Raw genomic sequence first — 25,766 nt, forward strand, 5'->3', positions numbered from 1 at the left:
CCCCGAGACCCGACCGACAAGATCCGCCTCCGAGCCCCGCCCCCGAGACCTGATCGCCCGCCGAACCTAGGACGGACGTCATGAATCCCTCCGACCCCCGAGGACCCGGCGCCCCCGCCCACCCCGACCGGGCCCAGGGCCCCGACCGTGCACACCCGAAGCCCCGTTCCCCGCAGCACACTTCGGGCGCCGCTCCCGAGGCCGTCGCGCGGGCGCTGCTGGCCGCGCGCCCCAGCGAGGAAGGCTGGTGGGAGATCTGCCGCCAGCTGGAGCGCATGACGCCGGAAGGGCTCGCGGCGATCCGCCCGGCGGCGCTGCGCTGGCCGGCGGCCCACCGGCCGATGCCCGACCGCTGGTGGGCGCAGTGGACCTCGGGCGACGTCCGCCCGCACCACGCCCTCGCCGGCACCCGGGCGTTGGGCCGGCTCGACCACGTGGAGACGGGCACCGTCCCGTACCCGGTGGCCGAGGACTGGGCGGAGGACCGGGACGACGACCGGAACGAGGCGGACGGGCGGAACGGCGACGGCCCCGGACACCCGTGGGGGACCGGCCCGGGGGGCGTCGACCCGGCGTCGCCTTCGGCCGACCCGGCGGAGGTCCGCACGGCGTACTTCTACAACGGCGCCAGCGCGGTGGCCGCCCCCGCCGGGCTGCGTTGGCTGGCCTTGGCGGCCGCTGCCGAGTGGCACCACAACGGCGGGGACATCGCCCGCTGGGAGACCACCAGGGACGCCCCGCTGGTCTGGTATCTCGACGGTTCCGGGACCCACGACGAGTCCTATGACCTGCAACTCTCCCCGGACGGCGCGATCGTGGTCGCCGCCGTGGAGGGCGCCTGGCGGGCCTGGTCGGCGGCGACCGGCGAGCCGCTGTGGCGGGTCCGCCCGCACGCCGCCGAAGAGGCGGCGGACGCCGAGGAGTTGACGTTCGACCCGGAGGACGTCGAGGTCAGCATGGACGACCTGGTGCGCTTCGGCTTCTCGGCCGACGGGCGCCGGCTGGCCGTCGGCACCGGCAGCTCCGACGTGGTGGCCGTGCTCGCCAGCCACACGGGCGAGGTCCTGCTGCGGGTCCCCGAGGGGGAGGACGCCTTCGGCCCCGTCGCCCTCGACGCCACCGGCGAGCTGCTGGCCCACACCGGCCCCGCCGGCCGGGTGGTGCTGCGGTCCGTGCCCGAGGGGCGGGTGCTGGCCGTCGCCGACACCGGGCTCAGCTCGATCGCCGCGCTGGTCCTGGCGCCGGGCGGCGACGAGCTGTTCGTCGTGGGCGGTGCGGTCGGCGGCGTTCCCGAGCGCGCCGGCCTGGCGACGACGGCCCGGCCGGCCGGCCGCAGGTTCACCCTGCGCCGGGACGGCGGGCGGGCCGTGCTGACCGGCCAACCCCTGCTGCGGCCCGAGGAGTTCACCGAGGGCCTGGACGCCGACTCGCCGTCGGCCGCGATCACCGCGCGGGCCTGCTGGACGCCGGACGGGCCGTTCGCCTTCGTCGGCGCGGACTTCGGCTCCCTGCTCTTCGACGGCGAGGGCCGCACCCTGTGGGCCGACCCGGCCGCCGCCGTCGGCGCGTTCACCCCCGACGGCCGGGCGCTGGTCGTGGTCCAGGAGGACATCGACGTCTGGTTCCTGGCCGGCCTCGAACGCCCCGAGGAGCCGGCGCCCGCCGAGGAGCCGGCGCCCGGCCGGGTGTTGCTCACCGGGCTACCGCCGGCGCTCGCCGGGCCGGTCGCGGCCGGCGACGGCCGGCCGGCCGAACTGCCCTGCTCGCACTGGTCGGTGCGGGTCGCCGCGGTGGCGGACGGGGCGCGGGCGCTGGCCTTCTGCGCCAAGCTGGACCGGGACTCCGTCGGCCGCCCGCAGGTGCTCTGCCGCTGGCCGGCCGGGACCGTGCCGGGCCAGGCGCCGCCGGAGACGGGCCTGCTGCCCGAGGTCGACGGCTCCTCCTACCTCTCCGACCTGGCGTTCTCCCCCACGGGGGAGGTGCTGGCCAGGGGCCTGCTCGGCGACGAGTCCGCGTTGGCGCTGGACGAGGTGGCCGGCGGCGCGACCCGCTGGGTCTACACCCTGCCCCCCGTCGCCTGGGACGAGGAGGAGCGGCTGCGCATCGCGTTCAGCGCCGACGGCTCCCGGGTCGTGCTGGCGGCCCATGTCACCGGCCGCGTCGTGGTGTTGGACGTCTCGAACGGCAAGCCGCTGCTGTCCCTGGCGGAGTCCGCCACCCAGACCGTCTCCTGGCGGGGCGCCCGGATCGACATGGCGGCGCTGGACGCCACCGGCGAACGGGTCGCCTTCGGCGTCAGGGACGCCGCGAGTCGAGTGGTGGTTCGCGAGGTCGGCGGCCCCGCCGTCCCGGTCGCCGCGCCCGCCGGCCTGCGGCAGGTCACCGGGCTCGCCTTCGCGCCCGACGGGCGGACGTTGGCCGTCGCCGGCGCCACCCAGCGCGGCCACGCCGGGCTCTGGCGGCTCGCGCTCGACGGGGAGCCGGGCGAGGAGGCCGTCCCGCCGGTCACCGCCGTGCGGGACCTGCCCATGCACGACCAGCCCGACGGCCAGCTGGTCTGGTCGGCGACCGGTCCCCGGGCGTACTTCCCCGGCAGCCACGGCTGGGGCGCGGTCTGGGACGCGGGCTCGGGGCAGACGCTGGCGGAGATACCCTTCGGCTGCGCCGACGGCGGCGTGGCGCTCTCGCCCGACGGCGGGACGCTGGTCACCGTGACCCAGTTCGGCGCCCGGCTCTGGCCGTTGCCCGCGCCCTGAGCCGCGCCGCTCTCGCCGTCACCCCGGGAACGCGCCCGCCGTTCAACGCCCCGCCGCCCCCGGCACGTTGAACCGGGTGAACGGCACCGGACACACCGCCGACGCACCGCGCCCCCGCGACGCACCGCGCCCCCGCTGCCGGGAAGGCAACGGGGGCGGGTGTGTGGGGGGTTCCCATCGGTGTGCGCCACCGGTACCCCACCGGCCGGGCAGGTCACCCGGCCGGCGGGGCATGGGTCACACGGTGATCGACGGGTCGATCACAGCGGGGGGTAGGCGTTGGCCAGCAGCTCCTGGAACTGCGCGGAGAACCAGTGCCCGGAGAGCGGGGCGTCCGGCAGGGCGCCCGACATGTTGTAGCCGTTGCGCGGGTTCCCCTCATAGGTGGGGTCGCACATCCGGTCGAAGCCCTTGCCCTCGTCGTTCGGGATCTCCTCGCTGGAGCCGTCGGACTCACCCGGCGGCTTCACCCAGACGTAGGCGTCGATGCCAGCGGCGGGCGCGACCTCGGGCCGCTCGCCCAGGCCGGCGCCGGCCTGGTTGCACCAGTTGCCGGTCTGGAAGCGCTGGTCCACGCGGCTGCCCTCGACGTAGGCGTTCACGTCGGTCTCGGGGCCGGGGCCGGTCGGACGGTCAGGACCGCCCCAACCGCTGCGCGAGGTGTCGATCAGCATCCCGATGTCCGAGTTGAAGCCCTGGGAGACCAGTTCCTCACGGAATGCCTGCGCGAAGGACTGGTTGTCGACGTAGTTGTTCCAGTCGACCCAGTCGCTCTGCCGCACCGGGGTGCCGTTGATGGTGTCGGTGATGCTGTAGTGGGGCTCGACCGCCGGGCCGTAGTTGGCCGTGTTGACGATGAAGCCGTGCACGTCGTCCACGGAGGCGCCGCCGGTGTTGGCGGTCTCCGCGAACAGCTGGGCCGAGGCGCCGAAGTTGTCGTCCCACCCGATCCAGCCGTAGTGGCCGGCGTCGATGTAGTTGTAGACGTTCGGGATGTCGCCCAGCTTGTCCAGCGCGTACGCGACGCCGTTGACGTAGTTGCCGTTGGCCAGCATCTCGTCACACTCGGGCGTGGCGGTCTCGCGCGGGCTGACGTTGGTGACCAGGTTCGGGAGCGAGTCGATCTCGATGACCGTCACGATCCGCAGGTCGGCGTAGGCCGGGTCGCCCAGGATCTCGGCGATCGGGTCGATGAACTCCGACTGGTAGACGTCGAGTTCGTCCGGACCCAGCTCACCGTTGGAGGCGAGCGCCGCGCAGTCGCGGCCCGGCAGGTTGTAGACCACGACCTGGAACACGAAGTTCTCGTGGTCCTGGGCCTGGACCAGGGCGTTGTCGAGGTGCTCGCGCAGGCCGGTGCTGTTGCCGGCCGAGCCGCCCTCGATCGCGGCCCTGCGGTCCAGCCAGACCGCGGTGGGCTCGTCGGCGATGGCCTCGCCGCCCGGCTCGGCGGCCGCGTTGGCCGACCAGTCCGGGTTCACATAGACGCCGGCGCCCTCGTAGGGGTTGTCGACGCGCTCGAGCGGCCGGACGTCGTCGTTGGCGTTCGCCATGCTGAGGGTGCCGAGCGTCATGACGCCGGCGCCCAGCAGGGCGCCCGCGACCAGCGCGGTCCGCTTCCTGCCTCTGTGCCGTGGGGGGTTGGTGCGGCTCATTGCGGTACTTCCTCCAGATGGTTGCGTCGGCCCAACGGACGTGCGAGTTGGGGCCGTCGTGCGTCAAGCAAGGAAGGTGAACCGGTGGGCTCACCGGACCCGTGCCGTGACGACGAGGACAGAGCCCGGACGAGCCTGAGCGGCACCGCCGAACCCCGTTCCCGTCACACGCCCACGCGTCGTTCGGTGAGACCGGCCGGGGGACTTGGGGAGTCCCTGGTGCTCCCGGTCCGCGTGGCGGCGGGCCGGGACGGTGGCCGAACTCTCCTGGGAGCTGGTGGGGGTGGTGGGGGACTGGGGGTGTGTTCGGAAGCGGCTCCGGTTCGTCTGGCGCCCGTCCTCGGCGCCCTTCACGGCTTGGGACCGCTCCCACTGGTTGAAGGGACCGTAGGGCAACTGACCCCTCCGCGCCAAGGGGTCGTTCAAGAATTCGCCGCTGACCTGCCGCTTAAGCATGGGATTTGTTGGAGGGGTTGACGTGTTCAGGCAATGCTCGGATTCTTGGGAGCGCTCCCACTGGCCTGCACGTGAGCACGCAGACAAGCACGTTCTCCCATCGCCGAGCCGCGAGGAGGTTCGATGCGAATCCAACGTGGATCTCCCATCGGGACTTCAACAAGAGCGAGATCACGCAAGAAGAGCCGCCGCCTGTGGGTCGCCGGAGCCGTAGCCCTGTCCCTGCCCCTGGGTCTGACCCTGGCCGGCAGTGGCAGCGCCAGCCCGACGGCCGATGGCGGCATCGGTGTGCAGCAGTACGAGGACGAGTTCCTTGAGCTGTACGCGAAGATCAAGGACCCGGCCAGCGGGTACTTCTCCCCCGAGGGGATTCCCTACCACGCGGTCGAGACGCTGATCGTCGAAGCCCCGGACCACGGTCACGAGACCACGTCCGAGGCTTACTCCTATCTGATCTGGCTGGAGGCGCAGTACGGCCAGGTCACCGGTGACTGGGAGCCGTTCAACGACGCCTGGGCGCTGATGGAGGAGTACATGATCCCCGGGTCGGAGGATCAGCCGACCAACAGCTTCTACAACCCCTCGTCCCCGGCGACCTACGCGCCGGAGTCCAACGACCCGTCGAACTACCCGGCGACGCTGGACCCCAGCGTTCCCGTCGGCCAGGACCCGCTGGCCAACGAGCTGTCGTCGACCTACGGCACGGACGACATCTACGGGATGCACTGGCTCCAGGACGTGGACAACGTCTACGGCTACGGCAACACCCCGGGCGACCCGTGCGGCGGCAACGCCGAGGGGCCCTCGTTCATCAACACCTTCCAGCGCGGTCCGCAGGAGTCGGTGTGGGAGACCGTGCCGCACCCGTCCTGTGACGACTTCACCTTCGGTGGCGAGAACGGCTACCTGGACCTGTTCACCGACGACGCGCAGTACGCCCAGCAGTGGCGCTACACCAACGCGCCGGACGCGGACGCCCGCGCCGTGCAGGCCGCCTACTGGGCCAACCAGTGGGCCTCCGAGCAGGGCAACCAGGCGCAGGTCGCGGAGACCGTGGAGAAGGCCGCCCAGATGGGCGACTACCTGCGGTACTCGATGTACGACAAGTACTTCAAGCAGGTCGGCGACTGCGTCGGCCCGACCACCTGCCCCGCCGGCAACGGCAAGAACAGCTCGCAGTACCTGATGTCCTGGTACTACGCCTGGGGCGGCGCGCTGGACTCCTCCGCCGGCTGGGCCTGGCGGATCGGCTCCAGCTTCAACCACTTCGGGTACCAGAACCCGCTCGCCGCCTACGCGCTCTCCTCGGACGAGGCGCTCGTTCCCGACTCGCCGAGCGCGGGCGAGGACTGGGGCCAGAGCCTGGACCGGATGGTGGAGTTCTACCGCTGGCTCCAGTCCGACGAGGGCGGCATCGCCGGTGGCGCCAACAACAGCTGGGACGGCTCCTACGGCGAGCCGCCGGCCGACACCTCGACGTTCTACGGCATGTGGTACGACGAGGACCCGGTCTACCACGACCCGCCGTCCAACCAGTGGTTCGGGATGCAGGCGTGGTCCATGCAGCGCCTGGCCGAGTACTACTACGAGTCGGGCGACGAGCTGGCCGGCGAGGTGCTCGACAAGTGGGTCGCCTGGGTGCTGCCCGAGGTGACCGTGGGCGAGGGCGCGGACTTCGCGATCCCCTCCACGCTCTCCTGGTCCGGCCAGCCGGACACCTGGGACCCGGACAACCCGGGTGACAACGCGGACCTGCACGTCGAGGTCAGCAACCACTCGCAGGACGTGGGCGTGGCCGGCTCGTTGGCCAACGCGCTCTCGTTCTACGCCGCGGCGACCGGTGACACGGCCGCACAGGAGACCGCCGCCGGCCTGCTGGACGCGCTGTTGGCCAACTCCGACGACATCGGCGTGGCCACCGAGGAGGTCCGCGAGGACTTCAGCCGCTTCGACGACGAGGTCTACATCCCGTCGGGCTTCAGCGGCACCATGCCCAACGGCGACGTGATCGAGCCCGGCGCGACCTTCGAGTCGCTCCGGTCCTTCTACCACGACGACCCCAACTGGCCGCAGGTGGAGGAGTACCTGAACGGCGGGGACGCGCCGACGTTCACCTACCACCGCTTCTGGGCGCAGGCCGACATCGCGATCGCGTTGGCGACCTACACCAACCTCTTCGGCGAAGAGGCGTAGGAGCGAGGCGACCGTGCGGCGGCCGTTCGGCGGCCGAGAGGCAGTCGAGAGGCATAGTCACCCGCCCGGAGGCGTAGCCTCTGTGCGGGAGTGAAGGCGGCGGGAGCGGGACCGCGCACGACCCCGGCCTCCCGCCGGTTCCACGCACCACCGAGGGCCCTGGTGAGAGCGCACCAGGGCCCTCGGCATGGGCTCCTTCGGGCGGCGCAACGGGCGTGCGCCGGCCGTCAGTTGGTCAACGGGCCGGCGCCGGGCGCCGGTTGGGTCGGTGGCGCGGGGTCACCAGCACCAGAAGAGCACGCAGGTGTCGTCGTCCTCGCCGCCGCCACCGCCACCGCCACCTCCGGTGGAGCCGTCCCCGTCGCCGGGCGGCGGGGTGGGGTCGGGGCTGCCCGGCTGCGACGGGTCGCCGGGGTCGGCCGGCTCGGACGGCGGGGACGGTTCGGAGGGGTCGGGGGTCGGCGTCGGCTGGACGGTTCCGCCGTGCTCGGCCGGGGGCGGCTCCTCGGTGGTCGCCTCGGCCTCGGCCGACTCCTCGGCGTCCGCCGCCTCCGTGGTCTCGGTGGCGTCGGAGGACGCGGAGGAGTCCGTCGTGGCCTCGGGCGAGGTCTCGGTCGGCTCGGGCGCGGGGTCGGAGGGGTCGGCCGTCTCGCCGTCGGGCGAGGCGGCCGCTTCGCCCGCCTCCGCCTCGCGCTCCTCCGCCGAGTCGCTGGTGGGCAGCACCACCTCGCCGACCTCGGCCACCGCGACGCCCAGCACCACGACGCCCAACAGCCCGGCGAGCAGATAGCGGCGTCGTCCCCGGCCGCCCGCCGCGTGGCTGGCGCGCCGGCCCGAGCGGCCGCGCGGGCGGTCGTCGTCCGGGGCGTCGTGGCCGTCGTGACCCTCGTGGTCGCCCTGGCCGTCGCGGGTGTCGGCGACGACGGGGAGCGCCGCGGTGTGCCGCTCCTCGTGCTGGTGCCCGTGCCCGTGCCCGTGCTCGCGTTCGTGCCGGCCGACGGCGGGGACGCCGTGGCGCGGGGTCTGGTCACCCTGGTCCGTGTCGTCCGTGCCGGTCCCCGGCCAGGACACCAACTCCCCGCAGCCGGGGCAGATCAGCGCGCCGTTGATATGGCGGCGGCACGTCTCGCAGTAGTCCATGGGTCCCCGTTTCGTTGCGATGGACCGGTGGGGGTTTCGAACACCTTAGCGCCGTGGAAGCGCACCCACGGGATGGTGACGGAACGGCCACGCGAGCCCCATGAGTCATCAACTGTTCCTTCGCGCAACGCCGTTGTGTGAACGTCGCGCCGGCCTCCGGGCGGCGGCCGGGGGCCGTTGTCAGACCCCGCCGCTACCCTTGGGCGCCATGTGTGGACGGTATGCGGCGAGCCGAAGGCCCGAGGATCTCGCCGGACTTTTCGACGTGGAGCTGGTGGACCCGGGAGAGCCCCTGCCGGCCGACTGGAACGTGGCGCCCACCAAGGAGGTCTACGCGGTCATGGAGCGCCCGGTGAAGGAGCGCGGCCCCGAGCCGGTGCGCCAGCTGCGGAAGCTGCGCTGGGGCCTGGTCCCCTCCTGGGCCAAGTCCCCCGAGGGCGGCGCCCGGATGATCAACGCCAGGGCGGAGACCGTGCACGAGAAGCCGTCCTACCGCCGCCCCTTCGCCGCCCGGCGCTGCCTGCTCCCCGCAGACGGCTACTACGAGTGGGTCACCGGTGACGCCGAGCGTGCGGAGGAGGAGAAGGGCAAGCGCAAGCGCCCCCGCAAGCAGCCGTACTTCGTCACGCCGGTCGACGGCTCGGTGATGGCGCTGGCCGGGCTCTACGAGTTCTGGCGGGACACGACGCTGCCCGACGACCACCCCTCCGCCTGGTGGGCCACCTGCACGGTGGTGACCACCGAGGCCGAGGTCACGCCGCTTCCCGGCCGCGCCGAGGCGGACGAGGGCCCGCGCACCCTGGCCGACATCCATCCCCGGATGCCGCTGGCCCTGCCGCCGGACCGCTGGGACGCCTGGCTGGACCTGGCCCGCCGCGAGCCCGAGGCGATACGCCCCCTGCTGGCCCCGCCCCCGGCCGGCACCTTCCGCGCCTACCCGGTCTCCACCGGCGTGAGCAACGTGCGGAACAACGGCCCCGAGCTGGTGGCCGAGCTGCCCAGCCCCGAGGAGGTCACCCTCTTCTGAGGCGGCCGGGGAACGCCGGGCCCCGAGGCGGCTCCGGAATACCCGGGGGCGGTTCGGCGTTGTGCCCGGCGACCGCGTCAACCACCCATGACTCGCCCGGCGGCGAGAGAGGGAGACCGCCAGATGGGTTCCATCGCCTGCCCGTCACGTCCCACCGAGCAGCGCACCCCGCGCGCCAGCGAGGTGGACTGGGCGACGCTGCGGCTCGCCGCCGAGGGCGCCTCCACATCGGCGGAACGACCGGTTCGTCGTCTATCCTCCCAGTCGAGCGAGCCCGCGTTCGGGCTTCGCGGCTACCCGAGGGAGGTGGGTCCGGTCACCGGCACCGACGACGGCGTGTTCGATGAGACGGAGAGGGCCGAGGAGACCGAGGCCGAGCGGAACGCGCGGTTCGAGCGCGACGCCCTCGGCTACCTGGACCAGATGTACTCGGCGGCGCTGCGGATGACCCGCAACCCGGCCGACGCGGAGGACCTCGTCCAGGAGACCTACGCCAAGGCGTACGGCTCGTTCCACCAGTTCCGCCGGGGCACCAACCTCAAGGCGTGGATGTACCGCATCCTCACGAACACCTTCATCAACTCCTACCGCAAGAAGCAGCGCGAGCCACAGCGCAGCGCGGCCGAGGACATCGAGGACTGGCAGTTGGCCAGGGCCGAGTCGCACATGTCGACCGGCCTGCGCTCCGCCGAGTCCCAGGCCCTCGACCACCTCCCGGACTCCGACGTGAAGCAGGCCCTCCAGGCCATCCCCGAGGAGTTCCGGATAGCGGTCTACCTCGCGGACGTCGAGGGCTTTGCGTACAAGGAGATCGCCGACATCATGGGTACCCCCATCGGCACGGTGATGTCCCGGTTGCACCGTGGTCGGCGTCAGCTGCGCGACATGCTGGAGGACTACGCGCGGGAGCGCGGCCTGGTCCCGGCCGGGGCGCAGCAGAAGGGTTCGGAGTCATGACCGGCGAGGAGCCGCGCGCCACGGACTGCTCTGAGGTCCTGGACCACCTCTACGAGTATCTCGACCACGAGATGCCCGACCGGGACAGCGACAAGATGCGCCAGCACATCGACGAGTGCTCTCCGTGTCTGGAGAAGTACGGTCTGGAGCAGGCCGTCAAGAAGCTGGTCAAGCGCTGCTGCGGCCAGGACGAGGTGCCGGCCGACCTCCGTGCCAAGGTCCTTGAGCGGATCGACGCGATCAGGGAAGAGGACTGCGGCCCCGGCTCGGCCGAGGGCCGCCGGGAGTCCGGGGCCGAGGCCGACCGCTGACATCCGACCGCTGACATCCGGCCACGCATCGACCGCCCGGAGCGCGTGCATCCCGCGCCCGGGCGGTCGTCGTTTCCGCGCGCCGGGGCGCCGCCCGCGCACGCGCCCTTCACCCCCCTGGTCTTCCGCGCTCTTCCGCCGTCTCGCGCGCGGCCCCCCGCTGACCCATGCTGTGAGCAGGCACCTGTCGCCCCATGGTTGGATGCGGTTCGGGACGGACAGGAGAACTGTGAAGTGCACGCTACGAGGCGGGAATCAGGCGGGACACCGTGAGGATCTTCGGCAGGGTGCGGCAGCGCCCGTCCACGGACTGGCGGCTGGCCACCAACCGGGCTTTCACCCTCATCGACGACGGCCGCTACGAGGACGCGGACGCGCTGTTGACCCGTGCCGCCGATCTGGAGCCGTGGCTGTCGGAGTCCTGGTTCAACCTCGCGCTGCTGCACAAGTTCCGGCACGACTGGGAGCAGGCGCGCTCCGCCGGGCTGCGCGCCGTCGCCCTGTTGGAGAAGGACGCCGGCGCTCCCGACTGGTGGAACGTGGGCATCGCCGCGACCGCCCTCCAGGACTGGCCGTTGGCCCGGCGCGCCTGGCAGGCGTACGGGCTGCCGGTGCCGGGGGCGTCCTCCGTCGCGGACGAGCCGCTGGGCATGGAGTTGGGCGGCGCGGCCGTGCGGCTCTCGCCCGAGGGCGAGGCCGAGGTGGTGTGGGGCCGCCGCCTCGATCCGGCCAGGATCGAGGTGCGCAACATCCCGCTGCCGTCCTCGGGCCGCCGCTGGGGCGAGGTGGTGCTGCACGACGGCGTTCCGCGCGGTGAGCGGACCACGGCCGTCGCCAGCGGCTCGGCCGTCTTCCCGGTCTTCGACGAGATCGAGCTGTGGGCCCCCTCGGCCGTCCCGACCTGGGTGGTGCTGATCGAGGCGGCCACCGCGGAGGACCGGAACGCCCTGGAGCGGCTGGCCTCCGACGCCGGCTACGCCGCCGAGGACTGGTCGTCCTCGGTGCGGCTGCTGTGCCGGTCCTGTTCGGAGAGCCGGATGCCGAGCGAGGAGGGCGACGGGCTGGCCCAGCACGACCCGCACGACCACAGCGTGCCCGGCCGCCCCGGCCCGTTGGGCCACACCGGGGCCGGCGCCCTCTGGTCGCCGGAGCGGGAGTGCGGGATCGCCGCGCCCAGCGGGCTGGTGCGCGGGCTGCTGGACGGCTGGGTCCGCGACCGGCCCGACGCGCGCGCCTGGCGGGATCTCGAAGAGGTCTGCTGAGCCCGCCCGTTGGGGGCGCGGCGAGGGCGTTCCGGGGGCGTTCCGCGGACGTTCCGGGGCGCGGGAGAGCACGGCGCGGGGCGCCGTAAGCTTGTCCCGGCAGTGCGGGGACCGCCCCGCGAGCAGCACCGAGAGGCGAACGGCGGACCATGGCGGAGCAAGAGACCGACGAGCGCGAGTTCATCGACGACACCCAGGACGCCGGGGAGCGGGAGCAGGCGCACCGGGAGCGCGGCACGGTCCGGCCCATCACGGTGGTGGGGCACCCGATGCTGCACCGGGAGTGCCGGGACGTCACGGAGTTCGACGAGAAGCTGGCCGCGCTGGTCGACGACATGTTCGCCAGCCAGCGCGCCGCCGAGGGCGTCGGCCTGGCCGCCAACCAGATCGGCGTCGACCTCAAGGTCTTCGTCTACGACTGCGAGGACGACGAGGGCGTGCGGCACGTCGGCGTGGTCTGCAACCCGGTCCTGGAGGAACTGCCCGCCGAGCGGCGGGTGTTGGACGACAACAACGAGGGCTGCCTCTCGGTGCCCACCGCCTACGCCGAGCTGGCGCGCCCCGACTACGCGGTGGTGCGCGGCCAGGACGCCGAGGGCCGGCCCATCCTGGTGCGCGGCACCGGGTACTTCGCGCGCTGCCTCCAGCACGAGACGGACCATCTCTACGGCCGGCTCTACATCGACCGGCTCTCCAAGCGGGACCGGAAGAACGCGCTGAAGATGATGGCCGAGGGAACGCCGCGTTACGAGACCGTTCCCAACGAGGACTGACCAGGCGAACCTCTTCCCCCGCGTTTCCCCGAGCGCCAGTGGGCTCAACCACTGGCGCTCCGGGGGGAGTTGACGCGCGTTGACAACCTCGGGCACTCTCGTTGCGTCCCTCCCTCTCCCCCCTCGGAGGCACCATGTTCAGACGTTTCGTGAGAGTTCTGCTCACTGTTGTCATGGTCGCATCAGCGGCCCTGGTCGGTACGGTCGCCACGGCCGGAACCGCGCAGGCGGACGGCTGTTACACCTGGAACCGCACCCTCAGCCAGGGCAGCAGCGGCGAGGACGTCCGTCAGCTCCAGATCCGCGTCGCCGGCTACCCGGGCTACGGCGCGGTGTTGGCGATCGACGGGCAGTACGGCCCGGCCACGGCCGCCGCCGTCACCCGCTTCCAGCAGGCCTACGGCCTGTCGGCCGACGGCATCGCCGGCCCGCAGACCCAGAACAAGATCTACGAGTTGCAGGACAACGACTGCACCCCGGTCAACTTCACCTACGCCGAGATGAACCGCTGCAACTCGGACTGGTCAGGTGGTGCGGTCAGCGCATCGGCCGCCCGGGCCAACGCGCTCCAGCAGATGTGGAAGCTCCAGGCCCTGCGCCACGCGCTCGGTGACCGCCCGCTCAACACCAGCAGCGGCTTCCGTTCCTACTCCTGCAACAGCGCGGTCGGCGGCGCCGCCAACAGCAACCACCTCTACGGTCGCGGCATCGACCTGGTCGGCTCGCCGACCTTCTGCCAGATCGTGCAGCAGGCCCGCTACCACGGCTTCAACGAGATCCTGGGCCCGGGCTACCCCGGTCACAACGACCACGCCCACCTCGGCAGCATGAGCAGCCGCTACTGGTCGGCCCCCAGCTGCGGCATCTGAGCACCCGGCCGTGCGGCCGGCGCGTCGCAACGCGCCGGCCGCACCCAGCCACGGGACGGTCCCCGTCGAGGGGCCGTCCTCAGAAGTCGTCGTCGAAGGAGACGTTGCCCTCCACGGCGACCTGGTAGGCCGAGGGGCGCCGTTCGAAGAAGTTGGTCAGCTCCTGGACGTCCTGCAACTCCATGAAGGCGAACGGGTTCTGCGAGCCGTAGATCGGCTTCAGTCCCAGCCGCACCAGCCGCTGGTCGGCCACGCACTCCAGGTACTCGCGCATCGAGGCGGTGTTCATCCCCGGCAGCCCGTCGCCGCACAGGTCGCGCGCGAACTGCAACTCGGCCTCGACCGCCTCGCGGAGCATCTCGGTGACCTGCCCGCCCAGCTCCTCGTCGAAGAGGTCGGGCTCCTCCCGGCGGACGGTGTCCACCACCGAGAACGCGAACTCCATGTGCATACTCTCGTCCCGGAACACCCAGTTGGTGCCGGTGGCCAGGCCGTGCAGCAGCCCACGGGAGCGGAACCAGTACACGTAGGCGAACGCCCCGTAGAAGAACAGCCCCTCGATGCAGGCGGCGAAGCAGATCAGGTTGAGCAGGAACCGCCGCCGGTCCGCCCTGCTCTCCAGGCGCCGCATGTCCTCCACGGAGTCCATCCAGCGGAAGCAGAACTCGGCCTTCTCCCGGATCGACGGGATGTTCTCCACGGCGGCGAACGCGGCGGCCCGCTCGTCCGGATCGGGCAGATAGGTGTCCAGCAGCGTCAGATAGAACTGGACGTGCACCGCCTCCTCGAAGAGCTGCCGGGACAGGTACAGCCGCGCCTCGGGGGAGTTGATGTGCTTGTAGAGGGTGAGCACCAGGTTGTTGGCCACGATCGAGTCGCCGGTCGCGAAGAACGCCACCAGCCGCCCGATCAGGTGCTGTTCACCCGGCGACAGCTTGGCCAGGTCCGCCACGTCGGAGTGGAGGTCGACCTCCTCCACGGTCCAGGTGTTCTTGATGGCGTCCCGGTAGCGCTCGTAGAACTGCGGGTAGCGCATCGGCCGCAGGGTCAGCTCGAAGCCGGGGTCGAGCAGGTTCTTCTGGCCGGCGGCACCGGCGCCCTCGGCCGACGGGGTGTTCTCGCGGGTGTTCTGGGTGGGGACGCTCACTGGCAGGCCTCGCAGGACTCGGGGTTCTCCAGGGAGCAGGCGACGGCCTGCTCGGGGACGGACAGGTCTTCGGTGACGGAGACGGCCACCGGAGTGGTGACCGGCTCGGGAGAGGGAACGGGCACGGCCGCCGCGCTGGACCGCGCGGAGGCGGCGATCCGGGTCGCCGGCCGCGACCTGAGGTAGTAGGTGGTCTTCAGGCCGCGCTTCCAGGCGTAGGCGTACATCGAGCTGAGCTTGCCGATGGTCGGCGACGCCATGAACAGGTTCAGCGACTGGCTCTGGTCCAGGTAGGGGGTGCGGTCGGCCGCCATGTCGATCAGCGAACGCTGCGGGATCTCCCAGGCCGTGCGGTACAGGTCCCGCACCGTCTCGGGCAGGCCTGGCACGTCCTGCACGGAGCCGTTGGCCGCGCGCAGCGCCTGCCGGGTCGCCTCGTCCCAGCGGCCGAGCCGCTTCAACTCCGCGACCAGATAGGTGTTCACCTGGAGGAACTCACCGCTGAGGGTCTCCCGCTTGAACAGGTTGGAGACCTGCGGCTCGATGCACTCGTAGACGCCCGCGATCGAGGCGATGGTGGCGGTCGGCGCGATGGCCAGCAGCAGCGAGTTCCGCATCCCGACCCGGCCGATGCGGGCGCGCAGCGCCTCCCAGCGCTCCGGCCAGGCGTGCGCGACGCCCGCGAAGTGGTCGGGGTGCAGCACGCCACGGGCGGTGCGGGTGTCCTCCCACGCCGCGTGCGGGCCGTGCCGCTCCGCCAGCTCGGCGGAGGTCTCGTAGGCGGCCAGCATCACCCGCTCCGCGATCCGGGTGGACAGCTCGCGGGCCGCCGGCGAGTCGAACGGCAGGCCCAGCCGGAAGAACACGTCCTGAAGGCCCATCACGCCCAGACCCACCGGCCGCCAGCGGGAGTTGGACGCCTCGGCCTGCCCGGTCGGGTAGAAGTTGATGTCCACCACCCGGTCCAGGAAGAGCACGGCGGTGCGCACAGTGGCGTCCAGCCGCTCCCAGTCCATCGCCCCGTTCTCGCCCAGGTGCGCGGCGAGGTTGACGCTGCCCAGGTTGCAGACGGCGGTCTGGCCGTCGTCGGTGACCTCCAGGATCTCGGTGCACAGGTTCGAGCTGTGCACCACGTTGCCCGGCCTGGCGGTCTGGTTGGCGGTACGGTTGGCGGCGTCCTTGAACGTCATCCAGCCGTTCCCGGTCTGCGCCAGGGTGCGCATCATCCGGGCGTAGAGCTGCCGCGCCGGCACCGTGCGCTGGGCCAGGCCGCGGGCCTCGGCCTCCCGGTAGGCGGCGTCGAACTCCGCGCCCCACAGGTCCGTCAACTCCGGCACGTCCACCGGCGAGAAGAGCGACCAGTCGGCGTCGGCGTCCACCCGGCGCATGAACTCGTCCGGAATCCAGTGCGCGAGGTTCAGGTTGTGGGTGCGCCTGGCCTCCTCGCCGGTGTTGTCGCGCAGTTCGAGGAACTCCTCGATGTCCGCGTGCCAGGTCTCCAGGTAGACACAGGCCGCGCCCTTGCGCCGGCCGCCCTGGTTGACCGCCGCCACGGAGGAGTCCAGGGTGCGCAGGAACGGCACGATGCCGTTGGACTTGCCGTTGGTGCCCCGGATCAGCGAACCCCTGGCCCGCACCCGGCTGTAGGAGAGGCCGATGCCGCCGGCGTGCTTGGAGAGCCGGGCGATCTGGTGGTAGCGCTCGTAGATCGAGTCCAGCTCGTCGGCGGGCGAGTCCAGCAGATAGCAGGAGGACATCTGGGGATGCCGGGTGCCGGAGTTGAAGAGCGTCGGCGAGGACGGCAGATAGGCCAGCGAGCTGGTCAGCCGGTACAGCTCGGCGACCTGCGCCAGCGCGTCGGCCGTCTCGTCCGGCGCCAGGCCGCAGGCCACCCGCAGCAGGAAGTGCTGCGGGGTCTCGATCACCCGCCGGGTGATGGGGTGGCGCAGCAGATAGCGCGACTGGACGGTGCGCAGCCCGAAGTACTCGAAGCGGTCGTCGGCGCCCTCGGCCACGGTGCGGGCCAGCAGCGCGTTCAACTCCTCGGCGTGGACCCGGACAAAGGCCGCCGTGGCGTCGCCGATCAGCCCCTCCCGGTGGCCCACGGCGATGGACTCGGCGAACGTGACCGCGCCCTGCCCGGCGGCCTCCTCGCGGATCGCCAGGGTGAGCAGCCGGGCGGCGAGCCGCGAGTACGCGGGCTCCTCGGCGATCAACCCGGCCGCCGCCTCGATGGCCAACTCCCGCAACTCGGCCTCGTCGGAACCCGGATGGCGGCCCCGCTCGACGGCGGCGGCGACCCGCGCGGGGTCGGCGGCCGGGAGGTCGGCGGTGAGGTCGGCCAGGATGCGGGGCAACGCCGCTGAGGCCGGCTCTGCGGGGGCGGCGGGTGCGATGGTCACTCGGTGCTCTCCCTCGGGACGCGATGCGCTCCGCGAGCCGGGCGCGAGCGACACGCGCGCAGGGCTGTGCCAGGCATGGCTCAACCGCACCGCGTCCCTCGGCCCAGCCCTCGGGGCTTGGACGTGATCAGCCGTCGGCAGGCATTCGGACTCGTCAGGGCGAAAGCAAAGCAGGCCATGACACACCGTTGCGGGACAGCTCCGGATTCCCACCGGATTCCCCTGCGGCGACAGCGAGGTCGAGCATACATCTTGTGCCGCTCCCAACGAGCAGCCCCATATGTTGTGTTCTCCGTCTCGTCGCATGGCGCGTTCACCTGCGAACGCCCACGGGGCTCGCGGGCCCGGTGGGCACCGGGGACGCCCCCGGAGCGTGTGCGGTTGCGACGCGTTCCGCGTTCCGAAACCCGCGCCACGGGGCCGGGGCGTGTCGCGCCGCCGGGTCGCTCCGGGGGCTTTCCCGGGTCGCCGCGCGGTCGTTCCCGGGTCACCCCCGGTTCCCGGGCTACTCCCGGCGCAGCACGAAGTAGCCGGCGCCGTGCTCGACGATCGCGTACTCCGCCTCGGGGTAGAGCTGGGCGGCGCGCCGCACCATGCCGGTGGGGGACATGCCGGGGCCGTGGTAGGCCAGATAGTCGGGGGCCGGCACATGGGGATCGCCGATCCAGAACACCCGGCAGCGGCCGGTGAGTTGGGCGATCGGCCGGACGTTGGCCGCCACCTCGGCGTCGTCGGGGACGGCGGCGAGCACCCGTTCCGCCGCCCTGGCCACCTCGCCGTGACGCCAGGTCTCCGCCTCGGTCAGCTGCGCCACCGGCAGCGACGGGCTCAGCGCCAGCGTCGCCCCGAGCAGCCCGGCCGGGAGGAAGCGCGCGTAGTCCCGCAGCCAACGCCGCTGCGAACGCCCGGAGTTGGCCAGCGCGTCCACCAGCGCCAGGGCCACCACGGGCATCAGGACCGCGCTGTAGTGGAAGTCGGTGCCCCAGTAGTGCGGTTCGTGGGAGACGAACCGCCAGCCCAGCGTCGGCAGCGCCACCAGCAGCAGCGGGGAGCGCAACGCCAGCAGCCCGCTGGTCGGCAGCAGCAGCCACAGCAGGGTCCTGGCCTTCTCGCCGATCCCGTCCAGCAGCGCGCCCAACGGGCCGCCCCCGCCGCCCTCCTCGCTGAGCTTGGTCCAGTAGTCGTAGTCCCCGGCGTTGTTGAACGCGGGGATCAGCACCAGCAGCGTCAGCGCGCACAGCGCCGCCCCGAGCACCGCCGCCGCGCAGGCCGCCCGCGCCGCCCCGGGGTCGCGGTCGCGTGACCGCAGCGCCACCACCAACGCGATGGCGGCCGTCGTCAACCCGAGGTCCTCCTTCACCAGCACCAGCGGCAGCGCGTAGGCCAACGCCACCCGCCACCGCGTCAGCAGCAGCGCCTCCAGCGCGAGGGCGATCAGCGGCACGGCGAAGCAGATCTCGTGGAAGTCGAAGTCGACGGCCTGCTGCACGCCCCAGGAGAGCCCGAAGACCACCCCGACCGTCAGCCCGCGCGCCCGGCCGAGCAGCGCGATGCCGACCCGGGTCACCGGCACCGCCGCCAGCGCGAACAGCGCCGCCTGCGCCACCAGCAGCGTCACCGGGCTGGGGAAGACCCGGTAGAACGGGGCCAGCAGCGCGGTGACCGGGCTGAAGTGGTCGCCCAGGATGAGGAATCCGGGGCCCTTGAGGTCGGCCACCGGCTGGTCCAGCCGCGCGTAGGAGGCGATGGCCTGCTCGAATATGCCCAGGTCCCAGGAGCGGGTCCGCAGGTCGCGGTAGCGCCCCACGGAGAGCACCGTGTAGAGCGCGAAGAGCACGCCGGCCAGCAGATAGGGGTCGCGCGCCCCGGGCGGTCGGCGGCCCGGCCCGGCCGGCGGCGCCTCGGCCTCGCCCGCCAGGTCCCGCTCGATGGTCGCCATGCCCCTCCTTCGCCCGCCGACCGTGCGCGAAGGTCTCGCGACGGCCTCAACAGACAGAAACGCTAGGCGAGGCCGGTTGGTTCGCACATCTCGGCCCCCGGCGGTCCCGCGTTCCGGGAGCCGGGGGCCGAAGGTGTGGTGCGGTCAGCAGCAGCCGTGGTGGGAGGTCGGGTCGGCGTACCGGCGGTCGGTGCGCATCCTCTCGAACTCGCGCCGGCTGAGCAGCGGGGCGCCGGGGTCGGCGGCCTCGGCCCGCTCCCGGTACCGCTGGTAGGCGTTCTCGCCGGTGAGTTCGGTGACATACCAGCGCAGCCAGGCCAGCGCCCGGCGCGGCGCGGTCAGCGCGTTCACTCCCGCTCGCCCTTCTCGGTGGTGACGGACGCCCCGTCGTCGGCCCCGTCGCCGTCCGCCGCGCGCTGCGCCGGAATCCCGCCGCCGGGCCCGAGCCCGGCCCGCGCCAGTTCGGCCTTCTCCTCCCGGGTGGCGATCAGTTGGGCCGGGGCGATCAGCCGGGAGGCCACATAGGGCGCCTCGTGCAGCCGCACCTCGTCGGGCGTGCGGATCGCCTTGAGCGCCACCCGGAACGCGTCGAGGAAGACGATGATCACCAGCAGCGCCAGCACGGCGCTGAGCGCCGCGTCCAGCGTCGCGTTGTTGACGATGGTCCGCATGTCGCCCATGTCCTGGGCGCCCGGCAGGAGTTGGTTGGCGTCGATGCCGTCCTGGTACTGGTCGCGGCGGGCCAGGAAGCCGACGGCGGGATCGCCGGAGAAGACCTTCTGCCAGCTGGCGGTGAGGGTGACCGTGGCCACCCAGGCCATCGGCACGGCGGTGACCCAGGCGTACCTCAGCCGGCCGGACTTGATCAGCAGCACCGTGCACAGGCCCAGCGCGAGTGCGCCGAGCAGCTGGTTGGAGATGCCGAAGATCGGATAGAGCGTGTTGATGCCGCCCAGCGGGTCGTTGACGCCGACCCACAGCAGCCAGCCCCACAGGCACACCACCACGGCGCTGGTCAGCGCGATGCCGGGCAGCCAGCCGGTGGCGCGGAACCTGGCCATCTTCGGGTGGGTGCTCGCCAGCGCGTCCTGGAGGATGAACCGGCCGACGCGGGTGCCGGCGTCGATCGCGGTCAGGATGAAGAGCGCCTCAAACATGATCGCGAAGTGGTACCAGAAGCTCATCATCGTGTCGCCGCCGAGGATCTCCGAGAGGATCGCGGCAAGACCCAGCGCCAACGTGGGCGCGCCGCCGGTCCTGGAGAGCAGCGAACCCTCCTCCACCGACTCGGCGGCGGCGCTGAGTTGTTCGGGCGTGACCACGAAGCCCCAGGAGGTGATCGTCTCGGACGCCGCCTGAACGGTGTCGCCGATCACCGCCGGCGGCGCGTTCATCGCGAAGTAGACGCCCGGGTCCAGCACACAGGCGGCGGTGATCGCCATCACCGCGACCGAGGACTCCATCAGCATCGCGCCGTAGCCGATGCTGCGCACCTGGGTCTCCTTCTGGATCATCTTGGGCGTGGTGCCCGAGGAGATCAGCGCGTGGAAGCCGGAGAGCGCGCCGCAGGCGATGGTGATGAAGACGAACGGGAAGAGCGAGCCCGCGAAGACCGGCCCCTCCCCGTTGCTGGCGAAGTCCGTGACCGCCTCCATCTTCAGCGTCGGCAGCGTGACGACCAGCGCCAGCGCCAGCAGCCCGATGGTGCCGATCTTCATGAACGTCGACAGGTAGTCGCGCGGCACCAGCAGCAGCCAGACCGGCAGCACCGAGGCGGCGAAGCCGTAGATCACCAGCCAGATGACCAGGGTGCGCGGCGCGAGCGTGAACGTGTCGGCCAGGCCCGAGTTGGCCACCCAGCGGCCGGCGACGATCACGAACAGCAGCAGCGCCACGCCCACGGCGGTGACCTCGGAGACCCGGCCGGGGCGCAGATAGCGCAGGTAGACGCCCATGAAGAGGGCGATCGGGATGGTCATGCCGACGGAGAACGTGCCCCAGGGCGACTCGGCCAGCGCCTGCACCACGACCAGCGCCAGCACCGCCAGCAGGATGATCATGATGCTGAAGATGGCCAGCACCCCGGCCACGCCGCCCACCGGGCCGATCTCCTCGCGGGCGATCTGCCCCAGGCTCTTGCCGTCCCTGCGGGTGGAGAAGAAGAGCACCACCATGTCCTGGACGGCCCCGGCGAAGATCACGCCGACGATGATCCAGATCGTGCCCGGCAGATAGCCCATCTGCGCGGCGAGCACCGGGCCGACCAGCGGCCCGGCGCCGGAGATCCCGGCGAAGTGGTGGCCGAGCAGCACCCGCCGGTCGGTCGGCTGGTAGTCGAGCCCGTCCTCCAGCCGCTCGGCCGGGGTGGCCCTGGTGTGGTCGGCACGCAGCACCCGGCGGAGGATGAAACGCGAGTAGAAGCGGTACCCGATGGCGTAGGAGCCGAGCGCGGCCGCCACCATCCACGCCGCCGAGACGTCCTCCCCCCGGGAGAGGGCCAGCATGGCCCAGCCGATGGCCCCGATCACGGAGACGACGGTCCAGATGATGATCGAACGCGTTCGCGCCTGGCGCGCCTGACCTAGGAGTTGCACGTTTTGCTCCCGTGTCTGCCGGCTGGTCCTCGTTGACTGCCCCGGGAATGTAAGCCACCGGAGCCGCCTTGACCATGGGGCGTGCGCGCCCGGCGCACGCGCCGGCGGATCACCACCGGTCAGGAGGGGTGCGGGCGCTCCAGGTTGGCCACGAACTTGTAGCGGTCGCCCCGGTAGACGGAACGCACCCACTCGACCGGCTCACCCCGGGTGTCCCGAGAGTGCCGCGAGAGCATCAGCATCGGCAGCCCGACGTCCGTGCCCAGCAGCCCGGCCTCGCGCGGGTTGGCCAGCGAGGTCTCGATGGTCTCCTCGGCGTGCGCCAGATGGACCTGGTAGACCTCGGCCAGCGCGGTGTAGAGCGAGGTGTAGCGGACCAGGCTGCGGCGCAGCGCGGGGAAGCGCTCCTGGGACAGGTGGGTGGTCTCTATGGCCATCGGCTCGCCGCTGGCCAGCCGCAGCCGCTCGATCCGCAGGACCCGCCCGCCCTCGGGCAGGTCGAGGAGCCGACTGAGCCGCTCGTCCGCGTTGATGTAGCCGATCTCCAGCAGCTGAGAGGTGGGCTCCAGGCCCTGCGCGCGCATATCCTCCGTGTAGGAGGTGAGTTGCAGGGTCTGCGAGACCTTGGGCTTGGCGACGAAGGTGCCCTTGCCCTGGATGCGTTCCAGTCGGCCCTCCACCACCAGCTCCTGGAGCGCCTGACGCACGGTGGTTCTGGAGGTGTCGAACTCGCTCGCCAACGACCGTTCCGGCGGCACGGGAGTGCCGGGTGGCATGGTCTCGGTCATCTGCTGAAGATGGCGCTTGAGACGGTAGTACTTGGGGACGCGTGCCGTGCGAACCCGGTCGGCGGCGTCGGCGGCACCCGATTCGCTGGCCATGTCCCACCCCTCCGACTCGTTGTGTTCTGCCGTCACCGGCTCCTCCGAAAGATCGCAGCTGACATCGTGGCACGGGCCGCGCCGGGCCGCCGCCCCAGGGCAGATGTCGGTCCGGTAACGGACCCGCCCGGCGGCCCGTGGGCTCTTGACACCCTTCCTGGTCTGGTCCAGGCTCCCGTGCAACTGGTCTAAACCTCTTGTCTACACCACTATCGCGACGGCCGCCCCGCGCCACCACCATGTGGACGGGTGCCGGCACGAGAAGGAGGGTGACGTGAAGCGCAAGCTGATCGCTGCTATCGGCGTGGCCACCATGGCGGCCACGGTCGCCGCCTGCGGCTCGGGCGACGACGGCGGGGGTGGCGGCGATCCCGGCGCCATCACCGTCTGGCTGATGGACGGCTCCGCCCCCGACGCGTGGTTGGAGGAGCTGAACGCCGCCTTCGAGGAGGAGCACGGCGTCACCGTCAACGTCGAGATCCAGCAGTGGGACGGCATCCAGGACCGGGTGACCACCGCGCTCTCCGAGGACGGCACCGTCGACGTGCTGGAGATCGGCAACACCCAGACGGTCGGCTACGCCAACACCGGTGGCCTCGCCGACCTGGGCGACCTCGCCGGCGAGCCGTGGAACGAGGCCATGTTGGAGTCCGCCCAGGTGGACGACACGCTCTACGCGGTGCCGTGGTACGGGGCGAACCGCGTGGTGATCTATGACAGGAGCATCTGGGAGGAGGCCGGCGCCGAGGTGCCCACCACGCGCGACGAGTGGATCACCGCGCTGGAGACCATCCAGGAGAACACCGATGCCGAACCGATCTACCTGCCAGGCCAGAGCTACTACGTGATGGGCGGGTTCGTCGCGGACGAGGGCGGCAGCTTCGCGGTGGAGGAGGGCGACGGCTGGGCCGGCGCGCTGGCCACCCCCGAGGCGCAGGCCGGCATGGAGTTCTACGCCGAACTCCAGTCCTTCTCCAGCGCCCCCGCCGAGATCGACGAGGCCGAGCCGCAGCAGTCCACCGAGGTCGTGCCGAACGGCGAGGTCGCCTCGTGGGTCGGCCTCGGCTGGGAGGCGGCCGGCGCCATCGCCGCGATCGAGGAGCAGGGCGGCGAGGCCGACCTCGGCTACTTCCCGATCCCCGGCAAGACCCCCGACCAGCTGGGCCACGTCTTCCTCGGCGGCTCCAACCTCGCGATCAACGAGCGCGCCGGCAACCCCGAGATGGCCGACGAGTGGCTGCGCATGGCCACCTCCCAGGAGTGGGCGCAGAAGTACGTCGACGCCAACAACGGCGGCGTCGTTCCCAACCGCACCGACGTCACCGCCACCCCGGAGGAGGGCAGCTTCGCCGAGGCGATGGTCGCCTCCGCCGACGTCGGCTACCTGCCGCCGCTGACCACCGGATGGGCCAACGTCGAGACCGACCCCAACCCGATCAAGGAACTCATGACCAAGGCCATCAACGGCGAGGACTACCAGTCCGCCGCCGAGGAGGCCGACGCGGAGATCACCGAGCGGATCAACCGCGAGTAGCCAGGCCCCCGGGGGGTGCCGCCGTCACCGGCGACGGCACCCCCTCGCCCTTGTTCGCCACCCGAGGGAAGACGCGCATGACCGTGCACATCGAGGAAGCACCGGCACCACCGCCCCCGGTGAAGGGGAGCCGGGGACCAGGGGAGGGCCGGCGGCCGCCGCGCCGGCGGGTGCCCTCGGGCCTGGTGCCGTATCTGCTGCTGGCACCCGCCGTGTTCGCCCTGCTGGCGGTCCTCGGCTACGCCCTGGCCCGGAACGTGCTCATCTCGTTCCAGGAGTTCGGCCGCCGGCAGTTGATCTCCCGGACCACCGAGTGGACCGGGCTCGACAACTTCAAGGCGGTCCTGGAGAACGAACGTTTCTGGGACTCCCTGGTCCGCACCTTCTTCTTCACCGCGGCCAACGTGGTCCTGATCATGGTGCTGGGAACCCTGCTGGGACTGCTGCTCAACGCCCTCGGCAAGAAGATGCGGCTGGTGCTCGCCGTCTCCCTGGTGGCGGCCTGGGCGATGCCGGTGATCCCCAGCACCACGGTCTTCCGGTGGCTCTTCGACACCCAGTTCGGCCTCGCCAACTGGCTGATGCGCACCCTCGGCTTCTCCGGCTACGACCAGCACAACTGGTTCGGCAGCGGCATGTCCACGCTGGCCATCGTCACCCTGCTGATCGTCTGGACCTCGGTCCCGTTCGTCGCCCTCAACCTCTACGCGGGGCTGACCACCGTCAGCGGCGAGATCTGGGAGGCCGCCCGGTGCGACGGGGCCTCCTCGCAGCGGATCTTCTGGTCCATCCTGATGCCGATCATGCGGCCCTTCTTCATGATCACCACGTTCCTGGAGATCATCTGGGTCTTCAAGGCGTTCGCGCAGATCTACGCGATGAACGCCGGCGGGCCCGACCGCCAGTCCGAGACCCTCCCGGTGATGGCCTACGTCGAGGGCATGGGGCAGAACCAGTACGGCATGGCCGCCGCGATCTCGGTGCTGACGCTGGTGATCCTGCTGATCGCCATGTCCTTCTACTTCCGGCTGATCCTCAAGCAGGAGAAGGAGAACTCATGAGGAAGCTCTGGCTCAACGGCACGGCCCTGGTGCTGTCCGCGCTGTTCATCTTCCCCGTCTACTGGATGGTCAGCACCTCCTTCAAGAGCAACTCCCAGGTGCTCACCAAGGAACCCGTCTTCTTCTTCACGCCGACCTTCGAGCACTACTCGACGGCCACCGGGGTCGACCTGTTCTGGACCTATGTGACCAACAGCGTCGTGGTCACCGTCGGGGCTGTGCTGCTGGCCCTCGTGGTCGCGCTGGCCGCCAGCTACGCCATCGCCCGGCTGGAGTTCAGGGGCCGCAGGGGCATGGTCGTCGCGGTGATGATGGCGCAGATGGCGCCCTGGGAGATCCTGATCATCGTCGTCTACCTGAACGCCAGGGACGCCGAGATGCTCAACAGCCTGCTGACCCTGACGCTGATCTACTTCGTGATGTCCCTGCCCTTCGCCATCTGGACGCTGCGCGGCTTCATCGCGGCGGTGCCCAAGGAGCTGGAGGAGTCGGCGATGCTCGACGGCTGTAGCCGGGCCCAGGCGTTCCTGCGGGTGATCTTCCCGCTGCTGGGCCCCGGGCTGATGGCCACCTCGCTCTTCGGCTTCATCGCGGCGTGGAACGAGTACGCGATGGTGCTGGTCCTCAACAAGTCGCCCGAGGCCGCCACCCTCCCGCTCTGGCTGACGCAGTTCCAGACGAACTTCGGCAACGACTGGGGCGCCACCATGGCCGCCTCCACCCTGGTCACCATCCCCGTGCTGATCGTCTTCCTCCTTCTCCAGCGACGGGCCACCGGCGGGCTCTCCGCCGGGGCCGTGAAGGGATAA

19 protein-coding genes and 1 riboswitch are annotated in these 25,766 nt (G+C 71.6%); of the genes, 11 read left to right on the forward strand and 8 right to left on the reverse strand.

Annotation, left to right across the window (positions count from 1 at the left end):
- Positions 1-80 precede the first annotated feature (80 nt).
- Positions 81-2,756, forward strand: a complete 2,676-nt coding sequence (locus FH609_RS00605) for a WD40 repeat domain-containing protein (protein ID WP_139665774.1) — start codon at positions 81-83, stop codon at positions 2,754-2,756.
- Between the two features lie 260 nt (positions 2,757-3,016).
- Here the strand turns inward: FH609_RS00605 and FH609_RS00610 are convergent, their stop codons facing one another.
- Positions 3,017-4,411: a glycoside hydrolase family 6 protein gene (locus FH609_RS00610; protein WP_139665773.1), complete on the reverse strand. Its 1,395-nt coding sequence runs from the start codon at positions 4,409-4,411 to the stop codon at positions 3,017-3,019.
- A 579-nt stretch (positions 4,412-4,990) separates the two neighbouring features.
- On the opposite strand from FH609_RS00610, the gene FH609_RS00615 reads away from it, so the two are divergent.
- Positions 4,991-7,060 carry a glycoside hydrolase family 48 protein gene (locus tag FH609_RS00615; RefSeq protein WP_139665772.1) on the forward strand — a complete coding sequence of 690 codons (2,070 nt, stop codon included), beginning with the start codon at positions 4,991-4,993 and terminating at the stop codon, positions 7,058-7,060.
- Between the two features lie 279 nt (positions 7,061-7,339).
- Here the strand turns inward: FH609_RS00615 and FH609_RS00620 are convergent, their stop codons facing one another.
- Complete coding sequence (locus FH609_RS00620; RefSeq protein WP_139665771.1) at positions 7,340-8,200, reverse strand: hypothetical protein; 861 nt, start codon at positions 8,198-8,200, stop codon at positions 7,340-7,342.
- A 208-nt stretch (positions 8,201-8,408) separates the two neighbouring features.
- Here FH609_RS00620 and FH609_RS00625 point away from each other — a divergent pair, with 208 nt between their 5' ends.
- The 6 genes from FH609_RS00625 (at position 8,409) to FH609_RS00650 (ending at position 13,399) form a co-directional block, all read left to right on the forward strand.
- Positions 8,409-9,227, forward strand: a complete 819-nt coding sequence (locus FH609_RS00625; protein WP_139665770.1) for an SOS response-associated peptidase — start codon at positions 8,409-8,411, stop codon at positions 9,225-9,227.
- A 306-nt stretch (positions 9,228-9,533) separates the two neighbouring features.
- Positions 9,534-10,184, forward strand: a complete 651-nt coding sequence (locus FH609_RS00630) for a sigma-70 family RNA polymerase sigma factor (protein WP_193317765.1) — start codon at positions 9,534-9,536, stop codon at positions 10,182-10,184.
- Entirely contained in the window at positions 10,181-10,495 is a 315-nt protein-coding gene (gene rsrA, locus FH609_RS00635; RefSeq protein ID WP_139665768.1) for a mycothiol system anti-sigma-R factor, read from the forward strand. The genes FH609_RS00630 and rsrA overlap by 4 nt, the downstream gene beginning before the upstream one ends.
- A gap of 269 nt (positions 10,496-10,764) precedes the next feature.
- The gene (locus FH609_RS00640) at positions 10,765-11,757 is read left to right on the forward strand and encodes a tetratricopeptide repeat protein (protein ID WP_139665767.1); all 993 of its coding nucleotides are present in this window, start codon (positions 10,765-10,767) and stop codon (positions 11,755-11,757) included.
- 149 nt (positions 11,758-11,906) lie between these two features.
- The gene (gene def, locus FH609_RS00645) at positions 11,907-12,530 is read left to right on the forward strand and encodes a peptide deformylase (RefSeq protein WP_139665766.1); all 624 of its coding nucleotides are present in this window, start codon (positions 11,907-11,909) and stop codon (positions 12,528-12,530) included.
- A 134-nt stretch (positions 12,531-12,664) separates the two neighbouring features.
- Positions 12,665-13,399 carry a D-Ala-D-Ala carboxypeptidase family metallohydrolase gene (locus FH609_RS00650; RefSeq protein ID WP_139665765.1) on the forward strand — a complete coding sequence of 245 codons (735 nt, stop codon included), beginning with the start codon at positions 12,665-12,667 and terminating at the stop codon, positions 13,397-13,399.
- Between the two features lie 79 nt (positions 13,400-13,478).
- Here FH609_RS00650 and FH609_RS00655 read toward each other — a convergent pair whose 3' ends face one another.
- From FH609_RS00655 to FH609_RS00680, 6 genes are all read right to left on the reverse strand, one after another.
- The gene (locus FH609_RS00655; protein ID WP_139665922.1) at positions 13,479-14,471 is read right to left on the reverse strand and encodes a ribonucleotide-diphosphate reductase subunit beta; all 993 of its coding nucleotides are present in this window, start codon (positions 14,469-14,471) and stop codon (positions 13,479-13,481) included.
- A 71-nt stretch (positions 14,472-14,542) separates the two neighbouring features.
- Positions 14,543-16,948, reverse strand: a complete 2,406-nt coding sequence (locus FH609_RS00660) for a ribonucleoside-diphosphate reductase subunit alpha (RefSeq protein WP_139665764.1) — start codon at positions 16,946-16,948, stop codon at positions 14,543-14,545.
- Positions 16,949-17,066: 118 nt separating this feature from the next.
- Positions 17,067-17,212: riboswitch (cobalamin riboswitch) on the reverse strand.
- A 241-nt stretch (positions 17,213-17,453) separates the two neighbouring features.
- Entirely contained in the window at positions 17,454-18,887 is a 1,434-nt protein-coding gene (locus tag FH609_RS00665; protein ID WP_139665763.1) for a DUF2079 domain-containing protein, read from the reverse strand.
- Between the two features lie 144 nt (positions 18,888-19,031).
- The gene (locus tag FH609_RS00670; RefSeq protein WP_319789540.1) at positions 19,032-19,238 is read right to left on the reverse strand and encodes a YbdD/YjiX family protein; all 207 of its coding nucleotides are present in this window, start codon (positions 19,236-19,238) and stop codon (positions 19,032-19,034) included.
- Entirely contained in the window at positions 19,235-21,391 is a 2,157-nt protein-coding gene (locus tag FH609_RS00675; protein WP_139665920.1) for a carbon starvation CstA family protein, read from the reverse strand. The genes FH609_RS00670 and FH609_RS00675 overlap by 4 nt, the downstream gene beginning before the upstream one ends.
- Before the next feature lie 209 nt (positions 21,392-21,600).
- Positions 21,601-22,362: a GntR family transcriptional regulator gene (locus tag FH609_RS00680; RefSeq protein WP_139665762.1), complete on the reverse strand. Its 762-nt coding sequence runs from the start codon at positions 22,360-22,362 to the stop codon at positions 21,601-21,603.
- 274 nt (positions 22,363-22,636) lie between these two features.
- Here FH609_RS00680 and FH609_RS00685 point away from each other — a divergent pair, with 274 nt between their 5' ends.
- The 3 genes from FH609_RS00685 (at position 22,637) to FH609_RS00695 (ending at position 25,766) form a co-directional block, all read left to right on the forward strand.
- Positions 22,637-23,896, forward strand: coding sequence for an extracellular solute-binding protein (locus tag FH609_RS00685; protein WP_139665761.1), 1,260 nt, complete (start codon positions 22,637-22,639; stop codon positions 23,894-23,896).
- Positions 23,897-23,973: 77 nt separating this feature from the next.
- Positions 23,974-24,957 carry a carbohydrate ABC transporter permease gene (locus FH609_RS00690; RefSeq protein ID WP_139665760.1) on the forward strand — a complete coding sequence of 328 codons (984 nt, stop codon included), beginning with the start codon at positions 23,974-23,976 and terminating at the stop codon, positions 24,955-24,957.
- On the forward strand, positions 24,954-25,766 hold the full coding sequence (locus tag FH609_RS00695) for a carbohydrate ABC transporter permease (protein ID WP_139665759.1): 813 nt from the start codon (positions 24,954-24,956) through the stop codon (positions 25,764-25,766). Before FH609_RS00690 ends, FH609_RS00695 begins: the two co-directional genes overlap by 4 nt.

Source organism: Streptomyces sp. 3MP-14, assembly GCF_006334905.2.
In the GTDB taxonomy this organism is placed as follows: Bacteria; Actinomycetota; Actinomycetes; order Streptomycetales; family Streptomycetaceae; genus Streptomyces; species Streptomyces triticirhizae.

Bases quoted from the DNA above. Each gene is read 5' to 3' on its own strand.
- FH609_RS00605 (WP_139665774.1), top strand. From the start codon at position 81: ATGAATCCCTCCGACCCCCGAGGACCCGGCGCCCCCGCCCACCCCGAC.
- FH609_RS00610 (WP_139665773.1), bottom strand. From the start codon at position 4,411: ATGAGCCGCACCAACCCCCCACGGCACAGAGGCAGGAAGCGGACCGCG.
- FH609_RS00615 (WP_139665772.1), top strand. From the start codon at position 4,991: ATGCGAATCCAACGTGGATCTCCCATCGGGACTTCAACAAGAGCGAGA.
- FH609_RS00620 (WP_139665771.1), bottom strand. From the start codon at position 8,200: ATGGACTACTGCGAGACGTGCCGCCGCCATATCAACGGCGCGCTGATC.
- FH609_RS00625 (WP_139665770.1), top strand. From the start codon at position 8,409: ATGTGTGGACGGTATGCGGCGAGCCGAAGGCCCGAGGATCTCGCCGGA.
- rsrA (WP_139665768.1), top strand. From the start codon at position 10,181: ATGACCGGCGAGGAGCCGCGCGCCACGGACTGCTCTGAGGTCCTGGAC.
- def (WP_139665766.1), top strand. From the start codon at position 11,907: ATGGCGGAGCAAGAGACCGACGAGCGCGAGTTCATCGACGACACCCAG.
- FH609_RS00650 (WP_139665765.1), top strand. From the start codon at position 12,665: ATGTTCAGACGTTTCGTGAGAGTTCTGCTCACTGTTGTCATGGTCGCA.
- FH609_RS00665 (WP_139665763.1), bottom strand. From the start codon at position 18,887: ATGGCGACCATCGAGCGGGACCTGGCGGGCGAGGCCGAGGCGCCGCCG.
- FH609_RS00675 (WP_139665920.1), bottom strand. From the start codon at position 21,391: ATGCTGGCCCTCTCCCGGGGGGAGGACGTCTCGGCGGCGTGGATGGTG.
- FH609_RS00680 (WP_139665762.1), bottom strand. From the start codon at position 22,362: ATGGCCAGCGAATCGGGTGCCGCCGACGCCGCCGACCGGGTTCGCACG.
- FH609_RS00690 (WP_139665760.1), top strand. From the start codon at position 23,974: ATGACCGTGCACATCGAGGAAGCACCGGCACCACCGCCCCCGGTGAAG.
- FH609_RS00695 (WP_139665759.1), top strand. From the start codon at position 24,954: ATGAGGAAGCTCTGGCTCAACGGCACGGCCCTGGTGCTGTCCGCGCTG.